This is a genomic window from Wolbachia endosymbiont of Cardiocondyla obscurior (genome assembly GCF_902713635.1).
GTDB lineage: Bacteria > Pseudomonadota > Alphaproteobacteria > Rickettsiales > Anaplasmataceae > Wolbachia > Wolbachia pipientis.
The window spans coordinates 1-19,526 of the sequence record NZ_CACTIU010000013.1; the positions used below are offsets into that span (position 1 = coordinate 1).

The 19,526-nt window shown below is 36.2% G+C and carries 19 protein-coding genes and 2 pseudogenes; 6 read left to right on the forward strand and 15 right to left on the reverse strand.

The features are described 5' to 3' along the window. Positions 1-239 precede the first annotated feature (239 nt). The 5 genes and pseudogenes from rnhA to wmk (WOCAOBSORBRA_RS01795) form a co-directional block, all read left to right on the forward strand. Positions 240-682 (forward strand): annotated as a pseudogene (gene rnhA / locus WOCAOBSORBRA_RS01775) (ribonuclease HI); the annotation flags it as partial. Positions 683-882: 200 nt separating this feature from the next. Then, on the forward strand, positions 883-1,893 hold the full coding sequence (wmk, locus tag WOCAOBSORBRA_RS01780) for a WO male-killing family protein Wmk (protein WP_174515766.1): 1,011 nt from the start codon (positions 883-885) through the stop codon (positions 1,891-1,893). A gap of 183 nt (positions 1,894-2,076) precedes the next feature. Further along, a complete protein-coding gene (locus tag WOCAOBSORBRA_RS01785; protein ID WP_174515767.1) occupies positions 2,077-2,742 on the forward strand; it encodes a JAB domain-containing protein in 666 nt (221 codons plus the stop codon). A 365-nt stretch (positions 2,743-3,107) separates the two neighbouring features. Further along, positions 3,108-4,430 carry a hypothetical protein gene (locus WOCAOBSORBRA_RS01790; RefSeq protein WP_174515768.1) on the forward strand — a complete coding sequence of 441 codons (1,323 nt, stop codon included), beginning with the start codon at positions 3,108-3,110 and terminating at the stop codon, positions 4,428-4,430. 170 nt (positions 4,431-4,600) lie between these two features. Further along, on the forward strand, positions 4,601-5,599 hold the full coding sequence (wmk, locus tag WOCAOBSORBRA_RS01795) for a WO male-killing family protein Wmk (protein WP_174515769.1): 999 nt from the start codon (positions 4,601-4,603) through the stop codon (positions 5,597-5,599). 251 nt (positions 5,600-5,850) lie between these two features. Here the strand turns inward: wmk (WOCAOBSORBRA_RS01795) and ligA are convergent, their stop codons facing one another. The 4 genes from ligA to WOCAOBSORBRA_RS01815 form a co-directional block, all read right to left on the reverse strand. Continuing rightward, on the reverse strand, positions 5,851-7,758 hold the full coding sequence (gene ligA, locus WOCAOBSORBRA_RS01800) for an NAD-dependent DNA ligase LigA (protein WP_174515770.1): 1,908 nt from the start codon (positions 7,756-7,758) through the stop codon (positions 5,851-5,853). Between the two features lie 497 nt (positions 7,759-8,255). After that, positions 8,256-8,747: an ankyrin repeat domain-containing protein gene (locus WOCAOBSORBRA_RS01805; RefSeq protein WP_174515771.1), complete on the reverse strand. Its 492-nt coding sequence runs from the start codon at positions 8,745-8,747 to the stop codon at positions 8,256-8,258. A 172-nt stretch (positions 8,748-8,919) separates the two neighbouring features. Next, a complete protein-coding gene (locus WOCAOBSORBRA_RS01810; RefSeq protein WP_174515772.1) occupies positions 8,920-9,549 on the reverse strand; it encodes a hypothetical protein in 630 nt (209 codons plus the stop codon). Between the two features lie 3 nt (positions 9,550-9,552). Further along, the gene (locus WOCAOBSORBRA_RS01815; RefSeq protein WP_174515773.1) at positions 9,553-10,473 is read right to left on the reverse strand and encodes a patatin-like phospholipase family protein; all 921 of its coding nucleotides are present in this window, start codon (positions 10,471-10,473) and stop codon (positions 9,553-9,555) included. On the opposite strand from WOCAOBSORBRA_RS01815, the gene WOCAOBSORBRA_RS01820 reads away from it, so the two are divergent. Continuing rightward, positions 10,472-10,984, forward strand: a complete 513-nt coding sequence (locus WOCAOBSORBRA_RS01820) for a phospholipase D family nuclease (protein WP_174515774.1) — start codon at positions 10,472-10,474, stop codon at positions 10,982-10,984. The genes WOCAOBSORBRA_RS01815 and WOCAOBSORBRA_RS01820 overlap by 2 nt on opposite strands. Here the strand turns inward: WOCAOBSORBRA_RS01820 and WOCAOBSORBRA_RS01825 are convergent, their stop codons facing one another. The 11 genes and pseudogenes from WOCAOBSORBRA_RS01825 to WOCAOBSORBRA_RS06245 all read right to left on the reverse strand — a co-directional run. Further along, on the reverse strand, positions 10,985-11,200 hold the full coding sequence (locus tag WOCAOBSORBRA_RS01825; protein ID WP_174515775.1) for a hypothetical protein: 216 nt from the start codon (positions 11,198-11,200) through the stop codon (positions 10,985-10,987). Between the two features lie 162 nt (positions 11,201-11,362). Beyond that, positions 11,363-12,430, reverse strand: a complete 1,068-nt coding sequence (locus tag WOCAOBSORBRA_RS01830; protein ID WP_174515776.1) for an ankyrin repeat domain-containing protein — start codon at positions 12,428-12,430, stop codon at positions 11,363-11,365. Between the two features lie 70 nt (positions 12,431-12,500). Then, the gene (locus WOCAOBSORBRA_RS01835) at positions 12,501-13,463 is read right to left on the reverse strand and encodes a phage late control D family protein (protein WP_174515777.1); all 963 of its coding nucleotides are present in this window, start codon (positions 13,461-13,463) and stop codon (positions 12,501-12,503) included. Beyond that, a complete protein-coding gene (locus WOCAOBSORBRA_RS01840) occupies positions 13,463-13,669 on the reverse strand; it encodes a tail protein X (RefSeq protein ID WP_174515778.1) in 207 nt (68 codons plus the stop codon). The genes WOCAOBSORBRA_RS01835 and WOCAOBSORBRA_RS01840 overlap by 1 nt, the downstream gene beginning before the upstream one ends. Further along, positions 13,666-14,004, reverse strand: a complete 339-nt coding sequence (locus tag WOCAOBSORBRA_RS01845; protein WP_174515779.1) for a phage tail protein — start codon at positions 14,002-14,004, stop codon at positions 13,666-13,668. The genes WOCAOBSORBRA_RS01840 and WOCAOBSORBRA_RS01845 overlap by 4 nt, the downstream gene beginning before the upstream one ends. Next, a complete protein-coding gene (locus WOCAOBSORBRA_RS01850) occupies positions 14,005-16,437 on the reverse strand; it encodes a phage tail tape measure protein (RefSeq protein WP_174515780.1) in 2,433 nt (810 codons plus the stop codon). A 109-nt stretch (positions 16,438-16,546) separates the two neighbouring features. Beyond that, complete coding sequence (locus WOCAOBSORBRA_RS01855; RefSeq protein ID WP_174515781.1) at positions 16,547-16,804, reverse strand: phage tail assembly protein; 258 nt, start codon at positions 16,802-16,804, stop codon at positions 16,547-16,549. Positions 16,805-16,850: 46 nt separating this feature from the next. Continuing rightward, complete coding sequence (locus WOCAOBSORBRA_RS01860) at positions 16,851-17,357, reverse strand: phage major tail tube protein (protein ID WP_174515782.1); 507 nt, start codon at positions 17,355-17,357, stop codon at positions 16,851-16,853. 17 nt (positions 17,358-17,374) lie between these two features. Beyond that, entirely contained in the window at positions 17,375-18,556 is a 1,182-nt protein-coding gene (locus tag WOCAOBSORBRA_RS01865; RefSeq protein ID WP_174515783.1) for a phage tail sheath subtilisin-like domain-containing protein, read from the reverse strand. Positions 18,557-18,601: 45 nt separating this feature from the next. Continuing rightward, entirely contained in the window at positions 18,602-19,159 is a 558-nt protein-coding gene (locus WOCAOBSORBRA_RS01870; RefSeq protein ID WP_174515784.1) for a hypothetical protein, read from the reverse strand. Positions 19,160-19,181: 22 nt separating this feature from the next. After that, positions 19,182-19,445, reverse strand: a pseudogene (locus tag WOCAOBSORBRA_RS06245) (hypothetical protein); the annotation flags it as partial. Positions 19,446-19,526: the final 81 nt, after the last annotated feature.

The window sequence follows — 19,526 nt, forward strand, 5'->3', positions numbered from 1 at the left end:
GTCCTTTTGTACATCTTTTTATATCCCCATCATAAAGCGCCTAAAAACCCCGGCAAATGAATTCATGAATTTAGTAGTTATAAAAAACTTCAAAAATACCTATTTTGGGTGTGAGAGGCCAATTTCCTAATAAAAATACGAGCGTAAAAACTCAATTACGATTATCGTGAGATTAACCTCTCACACCTTCATAATAAAAAATCAGAAACTTAATATCAACATATTTCAGTAGAAAATTTATGTTAAATCCGTATCCTGTTAGTATGGGCGAAAAAAAGAAGGTTACAATATATACAAGATGGAGTTTGTTCTGGAAACCCTGGTCCAGGAGGCTGGGCTGCTGTAGTTATGTATGAAAATAAAAGTGTCTTTATCAAGAAACGTATCTCTGGAGGTGAGGAAAACACAACGAACAACAAAAGGGCTGTAATTAACGGGCTAAAGATGTTAAAAATTTCTTGTGAGGTTATTTTACATACAGATAGTCTCTATGTTAAACAGGGTATAACAGAATGGATCAGCAAGTGGAAGGCAAATGGTTGGAAAACAGCAACTAAAAAACCAGTAAAAAACATGGAATTATGGAAAGAGCTAGATGAAGTTGCCTTACAGCATGACGTTAGTTGGAAGTGGGTTAGAGCTCACAATGGTAAACGAGGAGGCGGATAGACTGGCTAGAAAAGAAACTAAAAAGCTGAAATACAGAAGTTATGAGATTGAGAAACCACTAAAAAAGAGAAGAAACTCCAAGTTACGTAGATTAAAGACCGTAGCAACATAAGTTACCTGTGCCATTTTAGCTTGTCACAGCATAGGCATTGAATATACTAGTTTTCAACAGGCATCTGGAGAGTTAGTTGTTTTGAAATCGTGTGAAAAAGAGTGACCGCTAGTAACATTAATAGTAGCCGTATAAAGCATACTAACGCTACAAGATATAAAATAGCGCAAAAGATAAGAAGCTGGAGGCTAAAGCGAGGATATACCCTAAAAGATCTAGCAGACAAAACAGGTATAAACTATCATACGCTGCGAAGATATGAACAAGGGATATGTGGCATTCCAGATGAAGAATTACAAGTTATAGCAGATGCATTATCAGTTAGTTTGAGTGATCTACTTCCTAGACAAAAAGTACTCAAAGAAAACAGTTGTTTTGATAAAAGTAAGATCCAATGGATGTACGATTTCATAGGAAAATACACAAAAACAAGGGGGCGAGAATCACGTAAAGCGATTTATGCATTAACCAAATCTATTCGAGCTGAAGAGGAAAATGATGTAAAAGCAGCGAGAATAAGAATGGCAAAGAATATGCTAAAGGCAGGATTTGCTACTGATATAATCTACCGAGCAACAGGTTTATCAGCTGATGAATATGATAATAAAGAGGAAAAGGGTTCTAAGCGTCCAAACAAAAGGCAAGAGATGAAAAAGTGGAGGATAATACAGGGATATACGCAAGAGGAATTAGCAAAAGAGCTTGGTGTAGGAGGTCCACAGGTACATTACTATGAACAAGGGAGCACCATGTTCGGTGAAAGGTTATGGGAAATAGCGAGAAAATTATCAGTGGATGCTAAGGATCTGGTGCTTAAATCAAAAGAAGAAGACTGCTGTGAAGACGAAGATGGTGAAGGAGAAAAAGAACTATTAAGCTGGGCGAGAGAGTTACAAAAAATTAACAATCAAGAATCACAAGATGAACTGGATGTATGGGTAGAATTTTTATCCAAAAGAAAGCAGATTTACAAAGAAAAGATTGATAAAGCAGAGGGGATCAAAGTTGCAAATAACCTACTTATACTAGGTGTTTCTGTTGATGCCATTTCCCAAACAATAGGTATACCTGCTGAAGCAATAGATTTATATCACCTTAAAATACGAGTCTAAAAACGACATTGCTTAAAGAAATCAGCAATTATTAATATCTTTTATATTTCCATAAAAAAATAAACAAAAAAAATTGAAAAATTGATTTGACTTCGCCCGAAAGCTATGGCCTTATGCCAATACTGCTAAAAAAATAGCAGTAAACATTTAAAAATAATTTATTATTAGTGAAGGATATATTATATGAATAATAAGAATAAAAGTAAAGATCGTAGAAAAGAAATAGAATTTAGAGCATTGAACAGTGGAGGTAAAGCTCTACGTGATGATGAAATAATGGAAACGCTTCTAAGTTCAGTACATCAAGCTCAAGCTATTACTAAAAATCTAGTGAATACTTGTACAGGAATAGGAGGCATTCTAGGTCGGGAAATAGATGAACTGCAAATGATAAGAGGAGTAACTAAACCTGCAGTTGTAGTGATTACATGTGTTAAGGAAGCTAACAAGAGGGCACTAAGAGAAGGGTTAAAGAGAGGACCGGTAATGGGTAACGAAAAGCTCATAGAATATATAAGGGTAAGTATAGGCCTCTCAGCGAGAGAAGCTGTCCAGATAATATATTTGGATACACAGCGCCGTTTTATAGACGACGACGTGCATTTTGGTACAATAGATGAAGTGCATCTATATGAAAGGGAAGTGGTAGAAAATGCAATCGGAAGGAAGGCAGCATCAATAATATTAGCTCACAACCACCCTGGAGGAAGTTTAGAGCCATCAGAAGAGGATAAAAATATGACAATGGAATTGGCATCTGCGTGTCAATCGGTGAATATTGAGCTGTTAGATCATATTCTGGTAACAGACAAAGGCCATCTCAGCTTTAAGAAAAACGACCTGTTATAAAGGTATGGGAATGCCAAATTTTTCAGGTTTGGGAAGTTTGGCTACCACTGCTAGTGGCAAACAATACGAAATATGAATAATAAATATAAAAATCAAGTAGCAAAGCTATGCGTGCTTTAAGGAAAGCATATTTCTATAGCTGAGATTTGGAAAAAGACATCACAAAAGTTGCAAGCTATACAAGATCTTTGTATAGCTTGTATATTAAGTTACAATAAAGGAATAAAAGCCTGAATAGATCTGTTCTTTTATTATAAATAGTTGCAAACTATACAAGATCTTTCTATAATTTGTATATTAAGTTAATAGTAAAGCAATAAATTGCGCTATAGACTTAGATAATATGCTTAATATAGGAGGCTTATATGACTACTAAAAAAACAGTATCATTTGATGATATAGATGGAAATACTTATGAATTAATCATTGATTCTAAAAAGTTACCAAATGGACTATCTAGTGCTATTGAAGGTATAAGGCGTACTGGCAAGAAAAACCAGAGGTCTAACTTTACAAACGAAACAGGTAATAAGAACGATCTTAGCAGATTACCGGAAATATTTGATGCCATGGATCGTACTAGTAACTGGTGGCCTGTCTTTGCAGGCGATAAGAAGACTCAGAAGCCTGAAAGTGTGCCTTCCCCTAGAGATTTCGTAATCAACTTTGGAGAAGGACGTGAATTTTATAACACAAAATCTTCAAATCGTCAAAGTTCAAATCCATTTATTCCAGCTTTAAACAAGATAGAGCCGAGTGCAATTGAAAATGCAGAATTGATATGGTTTAAAAATGCAGTGGTAAAGGTAAAAAGTGTAAGTGAACTGAACAAAGTTGTAGATCAAGCACTACATGCTGGAATCAGGATAAACGCATATAGTGAAGGACAGACGAGTTTTGCTGATGCAGTAATATTGAAAATGCTTTCGATCCCATGCAAAGAAAATGAGAAGGAAGATATAATATGTGAATTGATGCTAAGTGGAGCAATGTTCAGTTACGATCTATTGCAGGATAAGCGAATAAGTGAAGTTCATAACAAACTGTATCAAGAGGTTCGTCCACAGATAGATAAATGGCTTAAAGAACTGAGAGAAGTCGGTGAAAGTGCTATTGAAAATGAAGGGATCGTAGAAGATGTCGGAATAGATAACAAAACATTTTTTATGAAATTTTCTGAGAATAGCAAAGTAAATGTTGCAAGAGTATTAGAAGGTACAAAAAATTTAGGTCTAACCACAGGGGAGGTAAAATTAGGAGGTGATATTATAAAAATGGGTAATAGTGAAGTTGAAGTCAGAAGTGGAAAAGGAGGTGAAAGAAATTACACCGATATATCTGACAATAGTGCTTTTGAGATAACATTTCCCACAAGCATTGGTGGCTTAAGAATTGAAGTATACCATAATGCAGAAAATGACCATCAAGTACAGGTCAGAGTAGCAGATACAGAAATGTGGTCTGAACTACAAAAAGGAGGTGAAGTAATAGGAAAAGGTTGCCTTTTTGGGGGAATGACGGTCAAAGAAGCGGTAGAAAAAGGAAGTTTTGTTAGGGATGGCAGATGGAGTAAAGAGAAGGTTACAGAAGAAATAAAGGCAGTTAGTAATAATTGCTCAAGTGAAGCATTGTCTTTGTGGGTGGATAGGACATGTGGAGGTAGTAAAGAAACCTTTAAGCAACGTTAAACAATAAGGGAGGGAGGTTTTGCTTCCCTTCTTTATCTGCAGCCACAAAATTGCAAGCTCTTCCAACAAATAAAAGCGCTTAAGCTAAATTTAATCTTTTAGTAAAGTAGGTTATAGCAAAAAGCCTATTAACAGGATATATATGTTTATTTCTGTGAAACCGCTGCGGCATGGCAAAGCATACTACTACTATCTCCATAAGATACAAAATAGCGCAAAAAATAAGAAGCTGGAGGCTAAAGCGAGGATATACCCTAAAAGATCTAGCAGACAAAACAGGTATAAACTATCATACGCTGCGAAGATATGAACAAGGGATATGTGGCATTCCAGATGAAGAATTACAAGTTATAGCAGATGCATTATCAGTTAGTTTGAGTGATCTACTTCCTAGACAAAAAGTACTCAAAGAAAACAGTTGTTTTGATAAAAGTAAGATCCAATGGATGTACGATTTCATAGGAAAATACACAAAAACAAGAGGGCGAGAATCACGTAAAGCGATTTATGCATTAACCAAATCTATTCGAGCTGAAGAGGAAAGTGATGTAAAAGCAGCAAGAGTAAGAATGGCGGAGAATATGCTGGAGGCAGGATTTGCTACTGATATAATCTACCGAGCAACAGGCTTATCAACTGATGAATATGATAATGAAGAGGAAAAAGGTTCTAAGCGTCGAAGCAAAAGACAAGAGATGAAAAAGTGGAGAATAATACAAGGGTGTACGCAAGAGGAATTAGCAAAAGAGCTTGGTGTAGGAGGTCCACAGGTACATTACTATGAACAAGGGAGCACCATGTTCGGTGAAAGGTTATGGGAAATAGCGAGAAAATTGTCAGTGGATGCTAAGGATCTGGTGCTTAAATCAACGGAAGAAGACTGCTGTGAAGACGAAGATGGTGAAGGAGAAAAAGAACTATTAAGTTGGGTGAGAGAGTCTAAAAAAATTAGCAATCAAGAATCACGAGATGAACTGGATACATGGGTAGAATTTTTATCCCAAAGAAGGCAAATTTACAAAGAAAAGATTGATAAAGTAGAGTCAATCAAGGTTGCGAATAATCTACTTATACTAGGTGTTTCTATTGATGATATTTCTCAAATAACTAGCTTGACTGCAGAGCAACTTGAAACCCAAATAGGCATCCATAGCAAGAATTTCATATAGAGCTTATGGATACGTGGAAAAAAATAATAGACTTTGGTAAAATTTTATGATACAATATGTGTGGTTGTTTTTGTAAATAAAGTATGGTTTCAAAAAAAGCTAACAATAACACAAAGTGTACTACAAGGTGTAAAATAGCACAAAAAGTAGAAAATTATATGCCAATGCGAGGGTATACTCAAAAGGGCCTAACAAATAAAATCGTAGGTGCCATTCTTAAAAAGTAGATACAAGAATTGATCGAGAAGGGTTTATTCTTCTCCCAAGATTAATTTATTAAATTTTTCCTCAGTTAAAATTTTCACACCCAGTTCTAAAGCCTTTTTATATTTAGCTGACCCAGGTTTTTCACCGGCAATCAACCAATCCGTCTTATTGGATATTTTGTCACTCACTCTTGCACCTACGGATTCAGCTTCTGCTTGCATCTCCTTTCTCTCCCTTGACAGCTTGCCAGTAAAAACCACCATTTTACCGCTAAGAGGGGAATTACTAACATTAGCACTTACAGGCTCAATCTTTAGTTGAGAAGCAAGATTCTTTACCATTTCAACATTATCCTCATCAGAGAAAAATTCCTCCAAGGAAGTTATGGTCTCTTCGCCTACGCCTATTATGCTCATTAATTCTTCTTCATCAGCAGAATACCAATTTTCATATGAGCCATAATGTTTTGCTAGTAATTTTGCTACATGTGGTCCGACGTATCGAATCCCTAGAGAAGATATAAATCTGTCAAGGGTTATGGTTTTTCTACTATTGACAGAATTCAATAGATTAGATACGGATTTCTCAGCCCATCCATTTAGCTCGCTTAAGTTAAATTTTCTAAGTTTTTTTTCGAGAGCAAAAATATCAGATATTTTCCTTATCAAACCAAGGTCATAAAAGAACTCCACTTGTTTACCGCCAAAACCTTTAATGTCAAGGACTTCCACAAAATGTTTTAACTTTCCTATTCGCTGTGCTGGGCAATCATTTCCTCCAGAACATATAGCTATAGTTCCCCAGTCATCAACTCTACTGCCACATTCCGGGCAAATATCAGGAAAAACAAACTTTGGTGCTCTTCGAGAACGAGCGTTTTTGTCTACTGCCACAATCTTAGGAATAACATCACCAGCTCGAGCTACTACCACTACGTCTCCTTCCTTTATATCTTTACGCTCAATTTCATCCTTATTATGCAAATTTACCCTTGTAATGAGAACCCCTCCTATATTTATTGGAATTACTTTTGCAACCGGATTCAATTTACCCGTTTTGCCTACTTGTATTAATATTTTAACTATCTTAGTTTTTCCTTGAGCTGCAGGAAATTTATGAGCTATGGCCCATCTAGGAGCTTTGTTGGTATTTCCGAGACGATTTTGTAATGTTAAATTATTTACCTTTAAGACAACTCCATCAACATCATAACCCAATTCATGGCGATTATCATATATTCTATTATAAAACTCCAGGATTTCGTCAACGTTTTTTGCTAAACACTGATGCTCATTTACGCAGAATCTAAGCTTTTTCAGCTTATTCAATACTTCAGATTGGGTCCTTTCTGTTCCGCCGATCAAAGAATAAGCAAAGTACTTCAGTGGTCTGCTAGCAGTAACTTCTGGATTTAGTTGTCTTAATGAACCGGATGCTGTGTTGCGCGGATTTGAAAATTGATTATCCTTATTTAACTTCAGAAAGTCATCATTTCTGATATAGACTTCCCCTCTGATTTCCAATCTACCCTTTATGTCAGGTAAAACTTGGGGAAAATCCTTTATGGTTGAGATATTGTGAGTGATGTCTTCTCCCACAAAACCATCACCGCGCGTTGCAGCTTTAATGAGCACACCATCTTCATAAATTGCAGTGAAAGCTAAACCGTCTATTTTCAGCTCACAAACTATTTCCAGTTCATGTACATTTAGAAGTTTTCTAAGGAATTCTTCAACTTCTTTTTTGTCATAAGCGTTAGCCAATGAGAGCATAGGCACGACATGTTGTACTTCTGAAAACCTTTCATCAGGTGCAGCACCTACAACCTTTATACCTGCTTTTCTTACCAACTCATCATACTCTGCATCAGTGATTTCTGGTTTGTTTTTCCGATAGTATAGCTCGTTGTGGCGTTTTATTTCCTTTTGTAGTTTTAATGTATTTTCAGTCATAATTTTTACTTCAACCACTGTTTCAGTATACAGCGTCAATCGTGAATCAATTATTAACTCGCGCACTCGTTTTGCTAGAACTTTACAAATAAAATCTTTAAATTGCCACTACTTTTATATTGAATAGATAATATTTAAATAAAAATAGGAAAGTATTTAATATAGATGTCTATTATTTGGAAACTTGTTTAGGTTCTTCTTTTATTGATTCGACCGATACATCTTGAATTTCTTCTTCTGGCTTAGCTAGAGTTGACTCTTCTTTAGATTCTGCTGCTAATTTGCGTTAATTTCTTTAGTATTTTGACTGTAATAAACTTGGGATTGCCAATCGGCTAGATGTTTTATGACATCTGATTGTGCTATGTGTTGATTTAGCGTCAATTAAGCAACCACAAGCAGCAACCTTAAATATAACTTTCTTTACTCTTTCAACTTCTATACTTAGAAAGTATAAAAATTGTCTCAGAAAAAGGCTGTTAAATCAAATTTGTAAGTCAATGCTTAGTGTTATCATTAGGCTCGTTGTTAAGCTCATTATAATCAATAACTCTACTACCAGCATCATTAGGCTTATCAAAAAGAGTAGCTTTAGCAGTTAGGAGATCATACCCACGATTGTAGTCTAAAACACCATATCCATTATTATCTACAGCATTTTTATCTGCTCCTCCCTCTTCTACAAGACACTTTATTACTTCAAGATGACCTACGCGAGCAGCTATATGCAATGCAGTAGCACCAGTTTTGGCAGTAGCATTAATATCAGCTCCCTTTTTTATTAAGTATCTCACTACCTCAAGGCAACCTCCTACAGCAGCATAAAATAGGAGAGTACAACCATCTTCATCTCTTAAATTGATGTCATACCCAGCTTTCTCTATAAAGAATCTGACTATCTCTAAATCACCGTGAGAAGCAGCAGTATGTATAACTGTCCTCGTTTCTTTAGTGTTGTCTCTTACTCTTTTTGCCTCGTTCGTAATCATACCAACCTCCTAATTTATAATAAAGTCTAGTAGTGGCTGCAAGGTCATTGTCTGCATAGGCTTCTTTATTCTATGAGATATTATCACCATACTAACCTTACTATTACCTAATATAACAGAAGAAGGCCGTGAAGTCAAGCTTACAAGGGTATTTTTGTATAAGTAAAGAGTATTATTCTCTGGAAATTTGCTCGGAGTCTCTCTTAGCTGGCTCAATTGCTACATCTTGAATTTCTTCTTCCGGCTTGTTTGGTTCAGCTAGGGTTGACTCTTCTTTAGATTCTGCTGCTAATTTGCGTTGTTTGATAAATTTCTTTAGTGTTTTGACTGCGATAAAGTTAATACTGAAAACACATGCAGAAGTTATGGCTAATGCTGGCAAGGGAGCTAAACTGAATGTTGGTAAAATTGCCACGATTGTAGCAGATGTTAGTAAAAATGCTAGTCTCTTGCTCCCGATTATCTTGTTTTTCTTAACCTTTATCGGGTTTAATTTTTTTATTTTCCCTTTTAGCTTTTTGAAGCCTTTTTTGAACACGTTGCCCTTTTTCAGCTCTTTTTCTACGGGTTTTGCTTTCTTCGTTTTTAAGCTTTTTATTTTCTCTTTTATTCCTTTTTTATCTTTTTTTACTTTAGAGGTCTTCTCCATCAACTTTAGAGGTTGCTCATGTAGCGGTTTTGGCTTATCGTTTGAAATTTTAGCTTCTTGCCCCTTAGTCACAGTTTTATGCTTTTTGGGCGAAACTATGTTTTTTAAACCTTTCTTTGCTTTGTGGTATAATTTCTTTAGTTTGCTTGGCATCGTTTATAGTTCAATATTGCAGAATCTATCTATTGCTTCCTGGTTGTCCTCTATCATTGCATTTGCCTCTTGCTGTAGACATTTAATATTTTTTGATGTAATGTTATCCATCTCAGCCGACGCTATTGTCAGTTGTGATTGTATTCTTATATATCTGTCGTCCATTACATTACTTAGTTGATAATTCACTACATCAAGGCTCGACGCAAACATCACATTTAACAGAGGCTTTATCCAGGCTATCTTTCCTAATTTTCTGTACTTGATTCGATTAGATAGCCGACCTGTGCCAATTGACACCAGAACGATTTCTTCGTTGGGAAAAAGTTTCTTACTATTTGCATACGCACAAGCCGCTGGGTTATTGGCAAATACCCCTCCATCGACTAATACTCTTTTTTCTTGGCTAACTTCTAAGTACTTAGGTGCAAAGTATGTTGGTGCTGCTGTTGTGGCTCTGAGTGCATCTTTCAACTTGATAAAATTCCTGTCCTCTTTCCAGCTTTTGAAAAAAAATGGACAGTTATTATGAATATCATAACTTGTAATCAGTACCTTACTTAAAGTGTTTTTTAGAATATCGTCACTAAAATACTTGTCCAATATCGACTCGATATTTTCATATGGGTATTGTGCACAGTTAAACCAAGATAATATTGATTGCCTAAAAAATGAAGACTTGAAAATATATGATCCATACTCCTGGTAAAGCTCAACTAAATCATTTGCAGAGTATTGAGGTTTGCCTTGATCATCTTTCTTGCATAACCCAGCTACAACAATCCCACCGGTTGAAGTACCTGCCATCAGATCAAAGATTTCAGCTATCGGTCTTCTTGCTCTCTTTTCTATTTCTGCTAGTATTATGGCTGGTATGATGCCCCTTATGCCTCCGCCATCTACTGAAAGTATATATTTTGTCATGTTTAGATATTTATTAGTTCTATTAACTTGCTCACTTTTATCAGGGTGTGTTACCTGTCCAAAAACTACAGTCTGTTTTACACCTAGGGAAAATTGCACTAACCAAATAATTAATGCTATAGATAGTTCCAAAAAATCTGTGTTGGTTCAGGCATATTCATTTACTTCTAAGCCTATTGCAAAGTCGCTAATCGAAGCTAAGAAAAGGGGTGTTGATGTTAAGGTTATTTTCGACGAATCGCAAACTAGTTCAAAACGTAGTGTAATTAACGAATTATTTGAGCAAAAAATCCCAATTTGGATCGACTTCAAACCCGCTATTGCTCATAGTAAAATAATTATTATTGATAACCAAAAAATCATAACAGGATCATTCAACTTTTCTGATGCTGCACAGAGGAAAAATGCTGAAAACCTACTGATCATAACTGGAGATTCTCCACTAGTTGAGCAATACATCGAAAATTGGAAAGATCGCCAATCGCAGTCTAAGCTTTATATGCCAGAATAATTACTTTGAGTTGGCTTTGAATTCATCCAATTCCTCAGAAAGATTTTTTACCCGTTCTTCCAGACGATATACCGTAACAGTCAATCCGTTGTTCTGCTCTATAAATTTATCATGAATGTGAACCCGTAAATCTAGCTTGGCGAGCCACCATATCGCCGCTACGGTCTGTATTAACATCGTTACTATTACTGCGATTGGAATTTTTTGGTTTTGCATATATAATGATTGAAATGTTAATTTTAAAAGAATTCCCAATAGGTTTAATACGTAATGTATTTGCTTAATCTACATCTGGTGTTTAGCTGCTAACTTAAAATTTCATTGTTTTATTGATGGATGAAGCAGAAAGATAACTTTGTAATATCCTTTGTGTGGCTATTATTGATATCTATCACTCAAAAGTAATCTTACTATTTTTTCATGTCCATTATCAGCAGCTATGTGAAAAGGTGTACTACCGTAATCATTTTCAAGATTAGCCTCTGCCCCATACTCTAAAAGTAACTTTACTATTTCTATATGTCCACCAGAAGCAGCAACGTGTAAAGCTGTATTACCACTACGATCAGAAAAATGAACGTCTGCTCCATGCCTTAACAACAGCTTTGCCACTTCTATATGTCCACGCAAAACAGCCAAATGCAAAGGTATAACTGAATTGTTGTATGCAAAATTAACTTTTGCTCTATTCTCTAAAAGTAGTTTTACTATTTCTGTACGTCCATCATTAACAGCCGTAAATAAAGGTGTAACTCCATTGCGATCTACAAAATTTACATCTGCTCCATTACTTAAAAGGAATTTTATCATCTCTGTGTCTTGCTGAAGCATAGCTAAGTATAAAGGTGTAACAAGTCCCTCATTATTTGTAAAATTAACACCCGCCCCATTATTTAAAAGTAGTTTTGCTATTTCTATATTTCCTTTTAAAACAGATGCGTGTAATGGTGTCATTCCTTTGTTATTTCGAAGGTTAACATTTGCACCATTATTTAAAAGCAGTTCTACCATTTCTGGGGATCCACTCATAATCGCTAAAAGTAAAGGGGCAGCTTCGTGTCCTTTTTTAGTATGCGATATTAAGTTAACGTTTGCTCCATTATCCAAAAGTAACTTAACTGTTTCTATATGTCCGTGCGTGGCAGCTATGAGTAATGGGGTCCTTCCATTATTATCTACATAATTAGCACTTACTCCATTATCCAAAAGTAACCTTATCACTTCTGTATGTCCCTTGAAAACAGCTTCATTTAAAGGTGTGTTTCCTTTGTTATTTTGAACACTGAGATCTACACCTTTTTCAAGTAACGTCTTTACTTCTTTCAAGTTATTATTCTCTATAGCTAAAAATAGTAATTCCTCCCTCGATTTTGTATTAATTATAAAAAGTAACAATATAAAACATGCGGCAACAGTAATGTTAATATATTTTATAATTTTTCTCATAAGACATTTTACAATGTTTCTAATAAAGAATATGCTCTATAAAGTTAAAGAAATTATGAAAGGTACAGATTCATTCTTTACTGATCATTGCTTCTACCATGGTTTGGTATCCCCTATTATCTAAAATATGCTCCGCCCTTTCTACTACCCATTCGCCATCTATCTCTTGACAAAATCCCAATAAATTTATTTTAGCTTCTGCAAACAACTCTGGATTGCCGGGTATTGTTACGTTTAATTTTGCTTCACCGCGCTTCAATCGTCTTAGCTTAGCACTTGCTGCACTGATCGCTGATTCTGCAGTGGAATAAGGCTTATGTATCGGATAACTTGGTTCTTCATTTCCTACTTTTTCTTCTATAGTTTCTCCCCTCTCATAACTGTGCCACTTTGCTATAACAGACCCATATTTGCTTTGCACATTAAAATTTACCTTCCAATTTATTACATCTTCAGGCGTGAGTACTGTTGTGCCTAAAACCTTGCCTATTGCTGACTTTCCTCCTCCTTTTGGAATAAAAATTATATGTCCTCCTATAGGTTTTACCGTTGCTTCATGCTCATCTCCTATCCTTCTCAAAAAATTTATGTCACTTTCATCTGTTTGAGTGATGTGCGATATAAATATACCTTCAAATTTTTGTGCAATTTTCGCTTCGCATCCGTGCTTTTCTGCTATCTCTCTTACTAAGTTGCCTAAAGTAATCTCTTTCCACTCTTTTGATGTTTTTTCTTTCAGCGATCCTCTGAAGTTTGCTGCACGGCATTTGACTCTTAAAATTTGTGGTGGACTTTGTATAGTGATCTCACTTGCTGTATAAGCTCCCATAGACAGTAACCCGGTCTCTTTATACCCTAAAAAAACTTTCAGCTCGCCCTTGAGCTCTAAAGCATTACTTCCATACTTAAGACATATTTCAGCTTCATCACTCGTTATCCCAGATTCATCAGTAATATGCAGAGATATTACGCTACTCTTTAACTCCTCTGTAATAGAATGACTATCTGCTATTATACTAAAATCTGGCTTCACTAATCTAAAATTTTTACAACAGACTTTTGTGATGCCCTTTGAACATCAGGCAACTTAATTTTCAACCCTGCTGGCAAAAAACTTCCATAATCTGCCAGTCCAGGGTTTTTTTCCAAGACCACTTCCACTGCTCCACTACTGTAACCATAATGCCTCCAACAAATATAATCCAGCATTTCTTTATCCTTGGTAAAATAGTAAATCACTTGTTGTAGCTTTTTAACTTCAATTGAAACTCGATCTTTCTTGGTAATCCGCAAGGGAAATATAATGTTTGTTTTTCTTCTATATGAGTAATCACGAAATTTCCTAACACCTTTCCTGAACCATCGACTAAAACATTTGGCTCACGCATATTCCTTAGTTGTTCTAAACTGCCATTTTGACAATGCGGATAAATCACTCCTGTTAAATCAATATTCTCAATTCCTGAGCCAATACTCTGCAATGATGTTTTTTCAATACATTCAACTGTATGCCACCTCTGCTCTTTACTATACCTAAGGCTTACTGGATCAAACTTACATTGCCCAAGCAACACCTAATGTACCTCCTCCACCGTATCAAAAAGAGCCCCTCTTGCTTGTTCTCTGAATCTTTCTATTACTGCATCGGCAATGCTACGGGCGTCTTGGTTAGGCTCCGCTTTAACAATTATATTAAACGTTTGATTAAATGTCTGGTTATGTGTTTTTGACTCCTTTTTTTCAAATCTATTTTTTTCAAATACTTTATCAACTTGATTACCTTCTATAGATTTTTTCTCCTCGATAACACTTTTGATTTTTACATTATTCTTGCTCCTCTCAGACAATTCTTTAATTGCACTATTGTTCAACAGAGAATTTTCATTATTAGAAATGCTACTTTTAAGGGGAGTATGGACTGCTTTTATTTCAGTAACAATACTTTTTCTTTTTTCAAATTCTTTCAGTGGGCTATTTTTGGCAACCTTTCCAAATATGCCACCAACAGTATTTCCCATCCATGAAAACATTTCTCCAATGGGTTTTATTATCGATTTCCAGATGCTAGAGAAAAAGTTCTTTACCTTTTGCCAGTTAGTTATAACAAGTGCTGCACCTGTGACAAGTCCGGCAATTAAGAGTCCTATAGGGTTGCTAATTACAGCTAATGTTATTGCTCTCAATCCTGTTACTACTGCAGGTAGAACTGATGATAGTAGAGGAAAAGCTTTCGTTGCTAAGCTCAAAGTCGTAGCTTTTAAAACACTCAGTCCAGTAATTACCGCTGGAATAGCATATGACGATAGTGATATTAGTGCAGGCCTCAGTACCCCATGCAAAATAATCGAGAAAGTTGATATGCTACTTCTAGCCAAATAAAATGCATAACCACCGGCTACTGCTAGAACTTTAAGACTTATCAGTGCTGCTATGGTACCCATGATTGCTGTAGTTACAGTGGGATATTTTTCTGCAAATGAGGCTATATGTTCACTTACCCATTTTAACCTTTCAGTTATAGGTTTTAAAATAGGCAACATCACTGAACCCAGATTCATACCTACTTCTGCTACTGAATTTTTCAGCAATCGCAATTGGTTAGCTGTTGTACTCACACGGTCATTAAATTCTTCCTGCAATGAATTTGCACGTTCCCCTTCATCAGCTAATAAATCCAGCACCTTTTCATATACTTTTGAGTTTTCAAGTAGTAGCGCTATATCATCTTCTGCTCCCTGTTGAAAGAGCTTTAGCAGAATGCCAGCCCGATCATGTTTATCTATTTTTTTTAAAATTTCAAAAAAATCTAGTAGTGCTTTTTGAGGGTTTTTCTTGATATTCTCTTCGAGTTCTTCTATATCTATCCCGATTTCTTCTAGTGTTTCTATAAATTCATCTCCTTGTTCCCCTGCCGTTTGAAGTTTTACGAGCACACCATTTATCATTTCTGCTGCTTTCTTTGGTTGTTTTCCTAACATAATGAAGGCATTTACTAAGCCAGCTATCTGCTCAATCTCCAAACCAAATTGTCTTGCCGCACCACTAGCTATATTTATCGCTGCCATTAGATCTTTTGCTTCAACAGAAGTATTGCTTGCAAGATGGTTTACCAAGTTTCCCAGATCCTTCAGCTTTCCTAAGTCCATTTTGTAAATGCTATAAAGATTACTAGCAGCACTTCCTATTTCTTCTACACTCATACCAAAATTTACTGCCATTTTTGATACTATTTCTGTAAATTCTAGGAGCTTTTCTTTTTCTTGAATATCAAGCCTAGCACCACTTGTAGTTATTTGTGCCAATTCTGCAGCCGATAGCGGTATTTTTCGGGATAACTCTTTTATTCCCTGGCCAAGTTCCATAAATCCTCTATCATTGGCTTCCTTGTCTTTGTCTTTAGAAAATTTCATCACTGCCCTGATATTAGCCATAACACTTTCATAATCAATTGCAGCTTTAACTGGAGCCGCAAGCCCGAGTGCAAGCGTAGCCGTTTCCACCATTTGCGATTTAAAGTACGCTTTTCTTTCCAAAAACATGTCCCGTTTTTTGATGGCGGAGTTTAACTTACTATATTGACTTCTCAGCCTACCTACAGAAGCACCTAGTTTATCTTGATCTCTTATCAAAGACTGTATATTCTTTCCACTTTTCTTAAATTCTTCACTGAGCGCATGTAAAGTGTCTCTCTTCTGTAAGTAAGCTGTTTTGGCCTTTATTGCCGATTCCTTAGCCTTATCAAACTGAGCCTTCAAGGTCTTACTTGGCTTTGCTGTTGCTTTGATTTGCTGAGCCAAGGACTTTACTTGCACTTCTAAGCCTTTCCAGGATCTCTTGGCAACTAATGTGTTACGACTTAACTCCTTAAATTTAGATACCAATTTCATCGATGCATCAAGTTGCCTTATTGTACCCCCAAGACGGGAAAGTTGAGCACTACTTCCTGCCATTGCGCTATTAAAGCTACCATCTAGTATGGCACCTATTTTTACTGATAATGTTGACATTTAAATTCTCCTGCTGCTTTAGTCCACAAAATAAATTCGTTTATTTCCATTTCAAGTACCTGCTCAATTCCGCCACCTACAACGGAACAGAGCATTAGTACATTTAGCCTTAAGTCCTTTGTGTAACCGATGGAAAAAAATCTTTCAATTCCTCCTGTATTTTCATGTAGTCTGCAAAATATAACTCCCAAATTGTTTCTTTTGTTACAGATGCAAGGTTTGCTATTAATCCAACTTCTTTTTCAAAATCACTACTACCGGCACGTTCCATTGCTAGGCAGTCCCTTACTTTGACTGGTCTAAAAGTTAATTCTGAAACCTCAATTCCTTCTACTGTTATTGGGTTATCAAGTTTTACTGTTTTCATACTTTCTCCTAAAAAATAAAATTCTAAAATCTTTTTAAAACTAAACCTAAATACCTAGAACTGCTTGTAACAAAGCCATTTGATCAACACCATTAATCTTGCGAATCATATTCTCAGCATCGATCTCTATTAGTTCATTACTACCAATCGTTAGTTTGTAATAATGCGCAGCTACGGTACACTTCAGCGTTGCTTTCTCAGCCGGTTTCCAACTGCCAAAATCAAATTCTCTGAATATGCCTCTAAGGTTGATAATTACTCCTTCAATATCATTACTTCCACTGCCTTGAAGACCACCCCTTAGCGTCAGAGAAACCGAATTCCCATCTATGAGGCCAAAAAGCCTGAAAAGCTCTGAATCATATTCGGCAAAAGTAAAATCAGCTTCAAGTTTCTCCATCCCCATATCAATATTTATTGGAATATCCATACCACCAGCTCTATATTCTTCAGTTTTTATGGTAAGTTTTGGCAAGGTTACTTCATCTATTTTTCCTGCATAACCACGGCCATCTACGAATACGTTAAAATTCTTTAAAATCTTTGGTAACATCTCTCTTTCTCCCCTTTTTACGATATTGTGCCACTCACAAGGTGTGACCTGAAAGTAATCTGTTCTGCTGGATATGGTGGTGTAAACTCAAAATCAAAATACACTTTGCCACTTGCAATATTTGCCGGTGTATTGAGCTCTGGAGTTGCATAACATCTTCCACTGATAATCGCTCCTTGTGCTTTTAAACTTGCTAGGTAGGAATTCACCCCCTCAATCACATCATCTATATAAGTTTTGGTGATATTTCGATCAACTGCCCATAGATGAGCTCGCAGTAGACTATCATTGATTAGATCTGCAGTACGCCTAACCGACAGAAAAGCCCATTTTGGATCATCTGAACACGTTCTGTTTCCCCAGAGCTTGTAGCCATTTTGGTGGATTATCGTTGTTACTTCATTTTCATTTAAGTGGTTTGCTCTACAACTTGTATCACCTAAGGTAAAATCAATAGCCCTACTTGTTCCAACAATACCATTTATCTCTTTATTTGAAGGTGATTGCCAAAAGCCTTGTTCACTATCTACTTTGGCTATTAAACCGGCTACAAATGGGCTAGACGGCAAAGTTTCTTCTTTTCCATTGTTAAACACTTTTACCCAAGGATCTACAACGTAAACTCTTGAGCTGCCTACACTTTTTCTCCACTTTATTGCTTCTTCATCATTGGTATTTGGACCATCTGCTACTATTATCGCCCTTAGCTTTTCTGCTATAGGAATTAAAGCGCTAACCACTGGGTTTCCAGCATCTCCAGGCAATTGATGAGTAAACTGAGGTGCAATTAGTATTCTTGGGGCAACATGGACTATACTTTCACTGCTTAAGAATGCTTGAATCCCTTGATATTCCCCGGTTTCTTCATCAACTCCTCCAATGATATTTGCTGCTGTTTCTTCTTCTTTTAATTCTGGTTCACTATTTTTGCTTTCTTCAACTCGAATAACTACTACCGTTGCACCAACCTGGGAAAATATTCCATTCACTGCAAAAGGCAAAGTTCCTCTTTTTCCAAGCTTTGCTGCCTCTTTTAAGCTTCCTGCTATTAATACTGGACTATTGAGTGGAAACTTTTGCCCGTCAGCTTCCGGAGCAGTACCAATTACGCCAATTACCGATGATTTAGCTGTGCGTACTGTTCTTGCACCAGAGGTAATCTCAATAACATTTACCCCATGTAAAAATTGTTCTGTCATTTTCTCCCTTGTATGTTGAATTTTGGAAAGTAAATAGAAAAGAGTTTAACTCTCTTGCATTCTTTGTTTAAAATCATCGAGCAAAGCCTGTAGCTCTACTTCACTTTTGGCTTCTTCAATTTTCCTCTTGGCTAAATCTTCAAGCTCTTCACATTTGATTATTGCTTTTACTGCTTTTTTGGCTTTTTCCTGAATTATTCTTGCCATTTCAATAACCGGGATATCACGGACTTTTGCTAAAGGTTCTACGATTTCTGCATCTTTTTCATCTACGGATTCTGGTGCTGCTAAAATGTTCTCTGCGGCTTTCGCTTGTATCTCATACGACTTAGACTTCTGATGAGAAGCTCCTGCGTATTGGTGAGTATAGTTATTATAATAAAAACGCACACTATCAAGTGCAGAAAGCTTCGCAGTTTCCAGTAATTCCAGCTCAATATCTTCTTTGCTCCTTTCAACAATTTTCCCTCCTTCAGTTAAACAATAGCTCTTTTGCCAATCAAGATTCTTTGGCGCTTCATACCAATCATTCCCAGTTGGCTTGCTTTCAAGCGTTGTTGTTTCTACTTGTTTGTTATTTTCAAAATGAATATAAATTGGCATTGGTTTTCTCCGTTTTCTGGTATCAATTCCAGATTTTGTGGGTGGCATCTAATCCTGGGCACTGCCAAGCTCTTAGCGTTCTCTCTACATCGATCTCAAGTCCTGTAGTTAGAAAATTGCTACGTATGTTATAAATCCCCCACTGTATAAATTGACCATAGATATATACATTACCTGAAAGCATACCTTCACTAACTTTTCCTCTGCTATCTAGATAAGATGATGTATAAAGTAAAACTGCAACTGTTTTTCCTGCTGGAATTTCTACGTTACCAGACGCAGCAAATGTACTATAGTATTTTCTAAAATGAATGATAAATTTCCATTATGGTATTACCAACCAAAAGTTGTAAGTCTGTATATTTAT

Bases quoted from the DNA above. Each gene is read 5' to 3' on its own strand.
- WOCAOBSORBRA_RS01850 (WP_174515780.1), bottom strand. From the start codon at position 16,437: ATGTCAACATTATCAGTAAAAATAGGTGCCATACTAGATGGTAGCTTT.
- WOCAOBSORBRA_RS01805 (WP_174515771.1), bottom strand. From the start codon at position 8,747: ATGATTACGAACGAGGCAAAAAGAGTAAGAGACAACACTAAAGAAACG.
- WOCAOBSORBRA_RS01855 (WP_174515781.1), bottom strand. From the start codon at position 16,804: ATGAAAACAGTAAAACTTGATAACCCAATAACAGTAGAAGGAATTGAG.
- wmk (WP_174515769.1), top strand. From the start codon at position 4,601: ATGGCAAAGCATACTACTACTATCTCCATAAGATACAAAATAGCGCAA.
- WOCAOBSORBRA_RS01815 (WP_174515773.1), bottom strand. From the start codon at position 10,473: ATGACAAAATATATACTTTCAGTAGATGGCGGAGGCATAAGGGGCATC.
- WOCAOBSORBRA_RS01860 (WP_174515782.1), bottom strand. From the start codon at position 17,357: ATGTTACCAAAGATTTTAAAGAATTTTAACGTATTCGTAGATGGCCGT.
- WOCAOBSORBRA_RS01865 (WP_174515783.1), bottom strand. From the start codon at position 18,556: ATGACAGAACAATTTTTACATGGGGTAAATGTTATTGAGATTACCTCT.
- WOCAOBSORBRA_RS01870 (WP_174515784.1), bottom strand. From the start codon at position 19,159: ATGCCAATTTATATTCATTTTGAAAATAACAAACAAGTAGAAACAACA.
- WOCAOBSORBRA_RS01790 (WP_174515768.1), top strand. From the start codon at position 3,108: ATGACTACTAAAAAAACAGTATCATTTGATGATATAGATGGAAATACT.
- WOCAOBSORBRA_RS01820 (WP_174515774.1), top strand. From the start codon at position 10,472: ATGTTTAGATATTTATTAGTTCTATTAACTTGCTCACTTTTATCAGGG.
- WOCAOBSORBRA_RS01825 (WP_174515775.1), bottom strand. From the start codon at position 11,200: ATGCAAAACCAAAAAATTCCAATCGCAGTAATAGTAACGATGTTAATA.
- WOCAOBSORBRA_RS01810 (WP_174515772.1), bottom strand. From the start codon at position 9,549: ATGCCAAGCAAACTAAAGAAATTATACCACAAAGCAAAGAAAGGTTTA.
- ligA (WP_174515770.1), bottom strand. From the start codon at position 7,758: ATGACTGAAAATACATTAAAACTACAAAAGGAAATAAAACGCCACAAC.
- WOCAOBSORBRA_RS01830 (WP_174515776.1), bottom strand. From the start codon at position 12,430: ATGAGAAAAATTATAAAATATATTAACATTACTGTTGCCGCATGTTTT.
- WOCAOBSORBRA_RS01785 (WP_174515767.1), top strand. From the start codon at position 2,077: ATGAATAATAAGAATAAAAGTAAAGATCGTAGAAAAGAAATAGAATTT.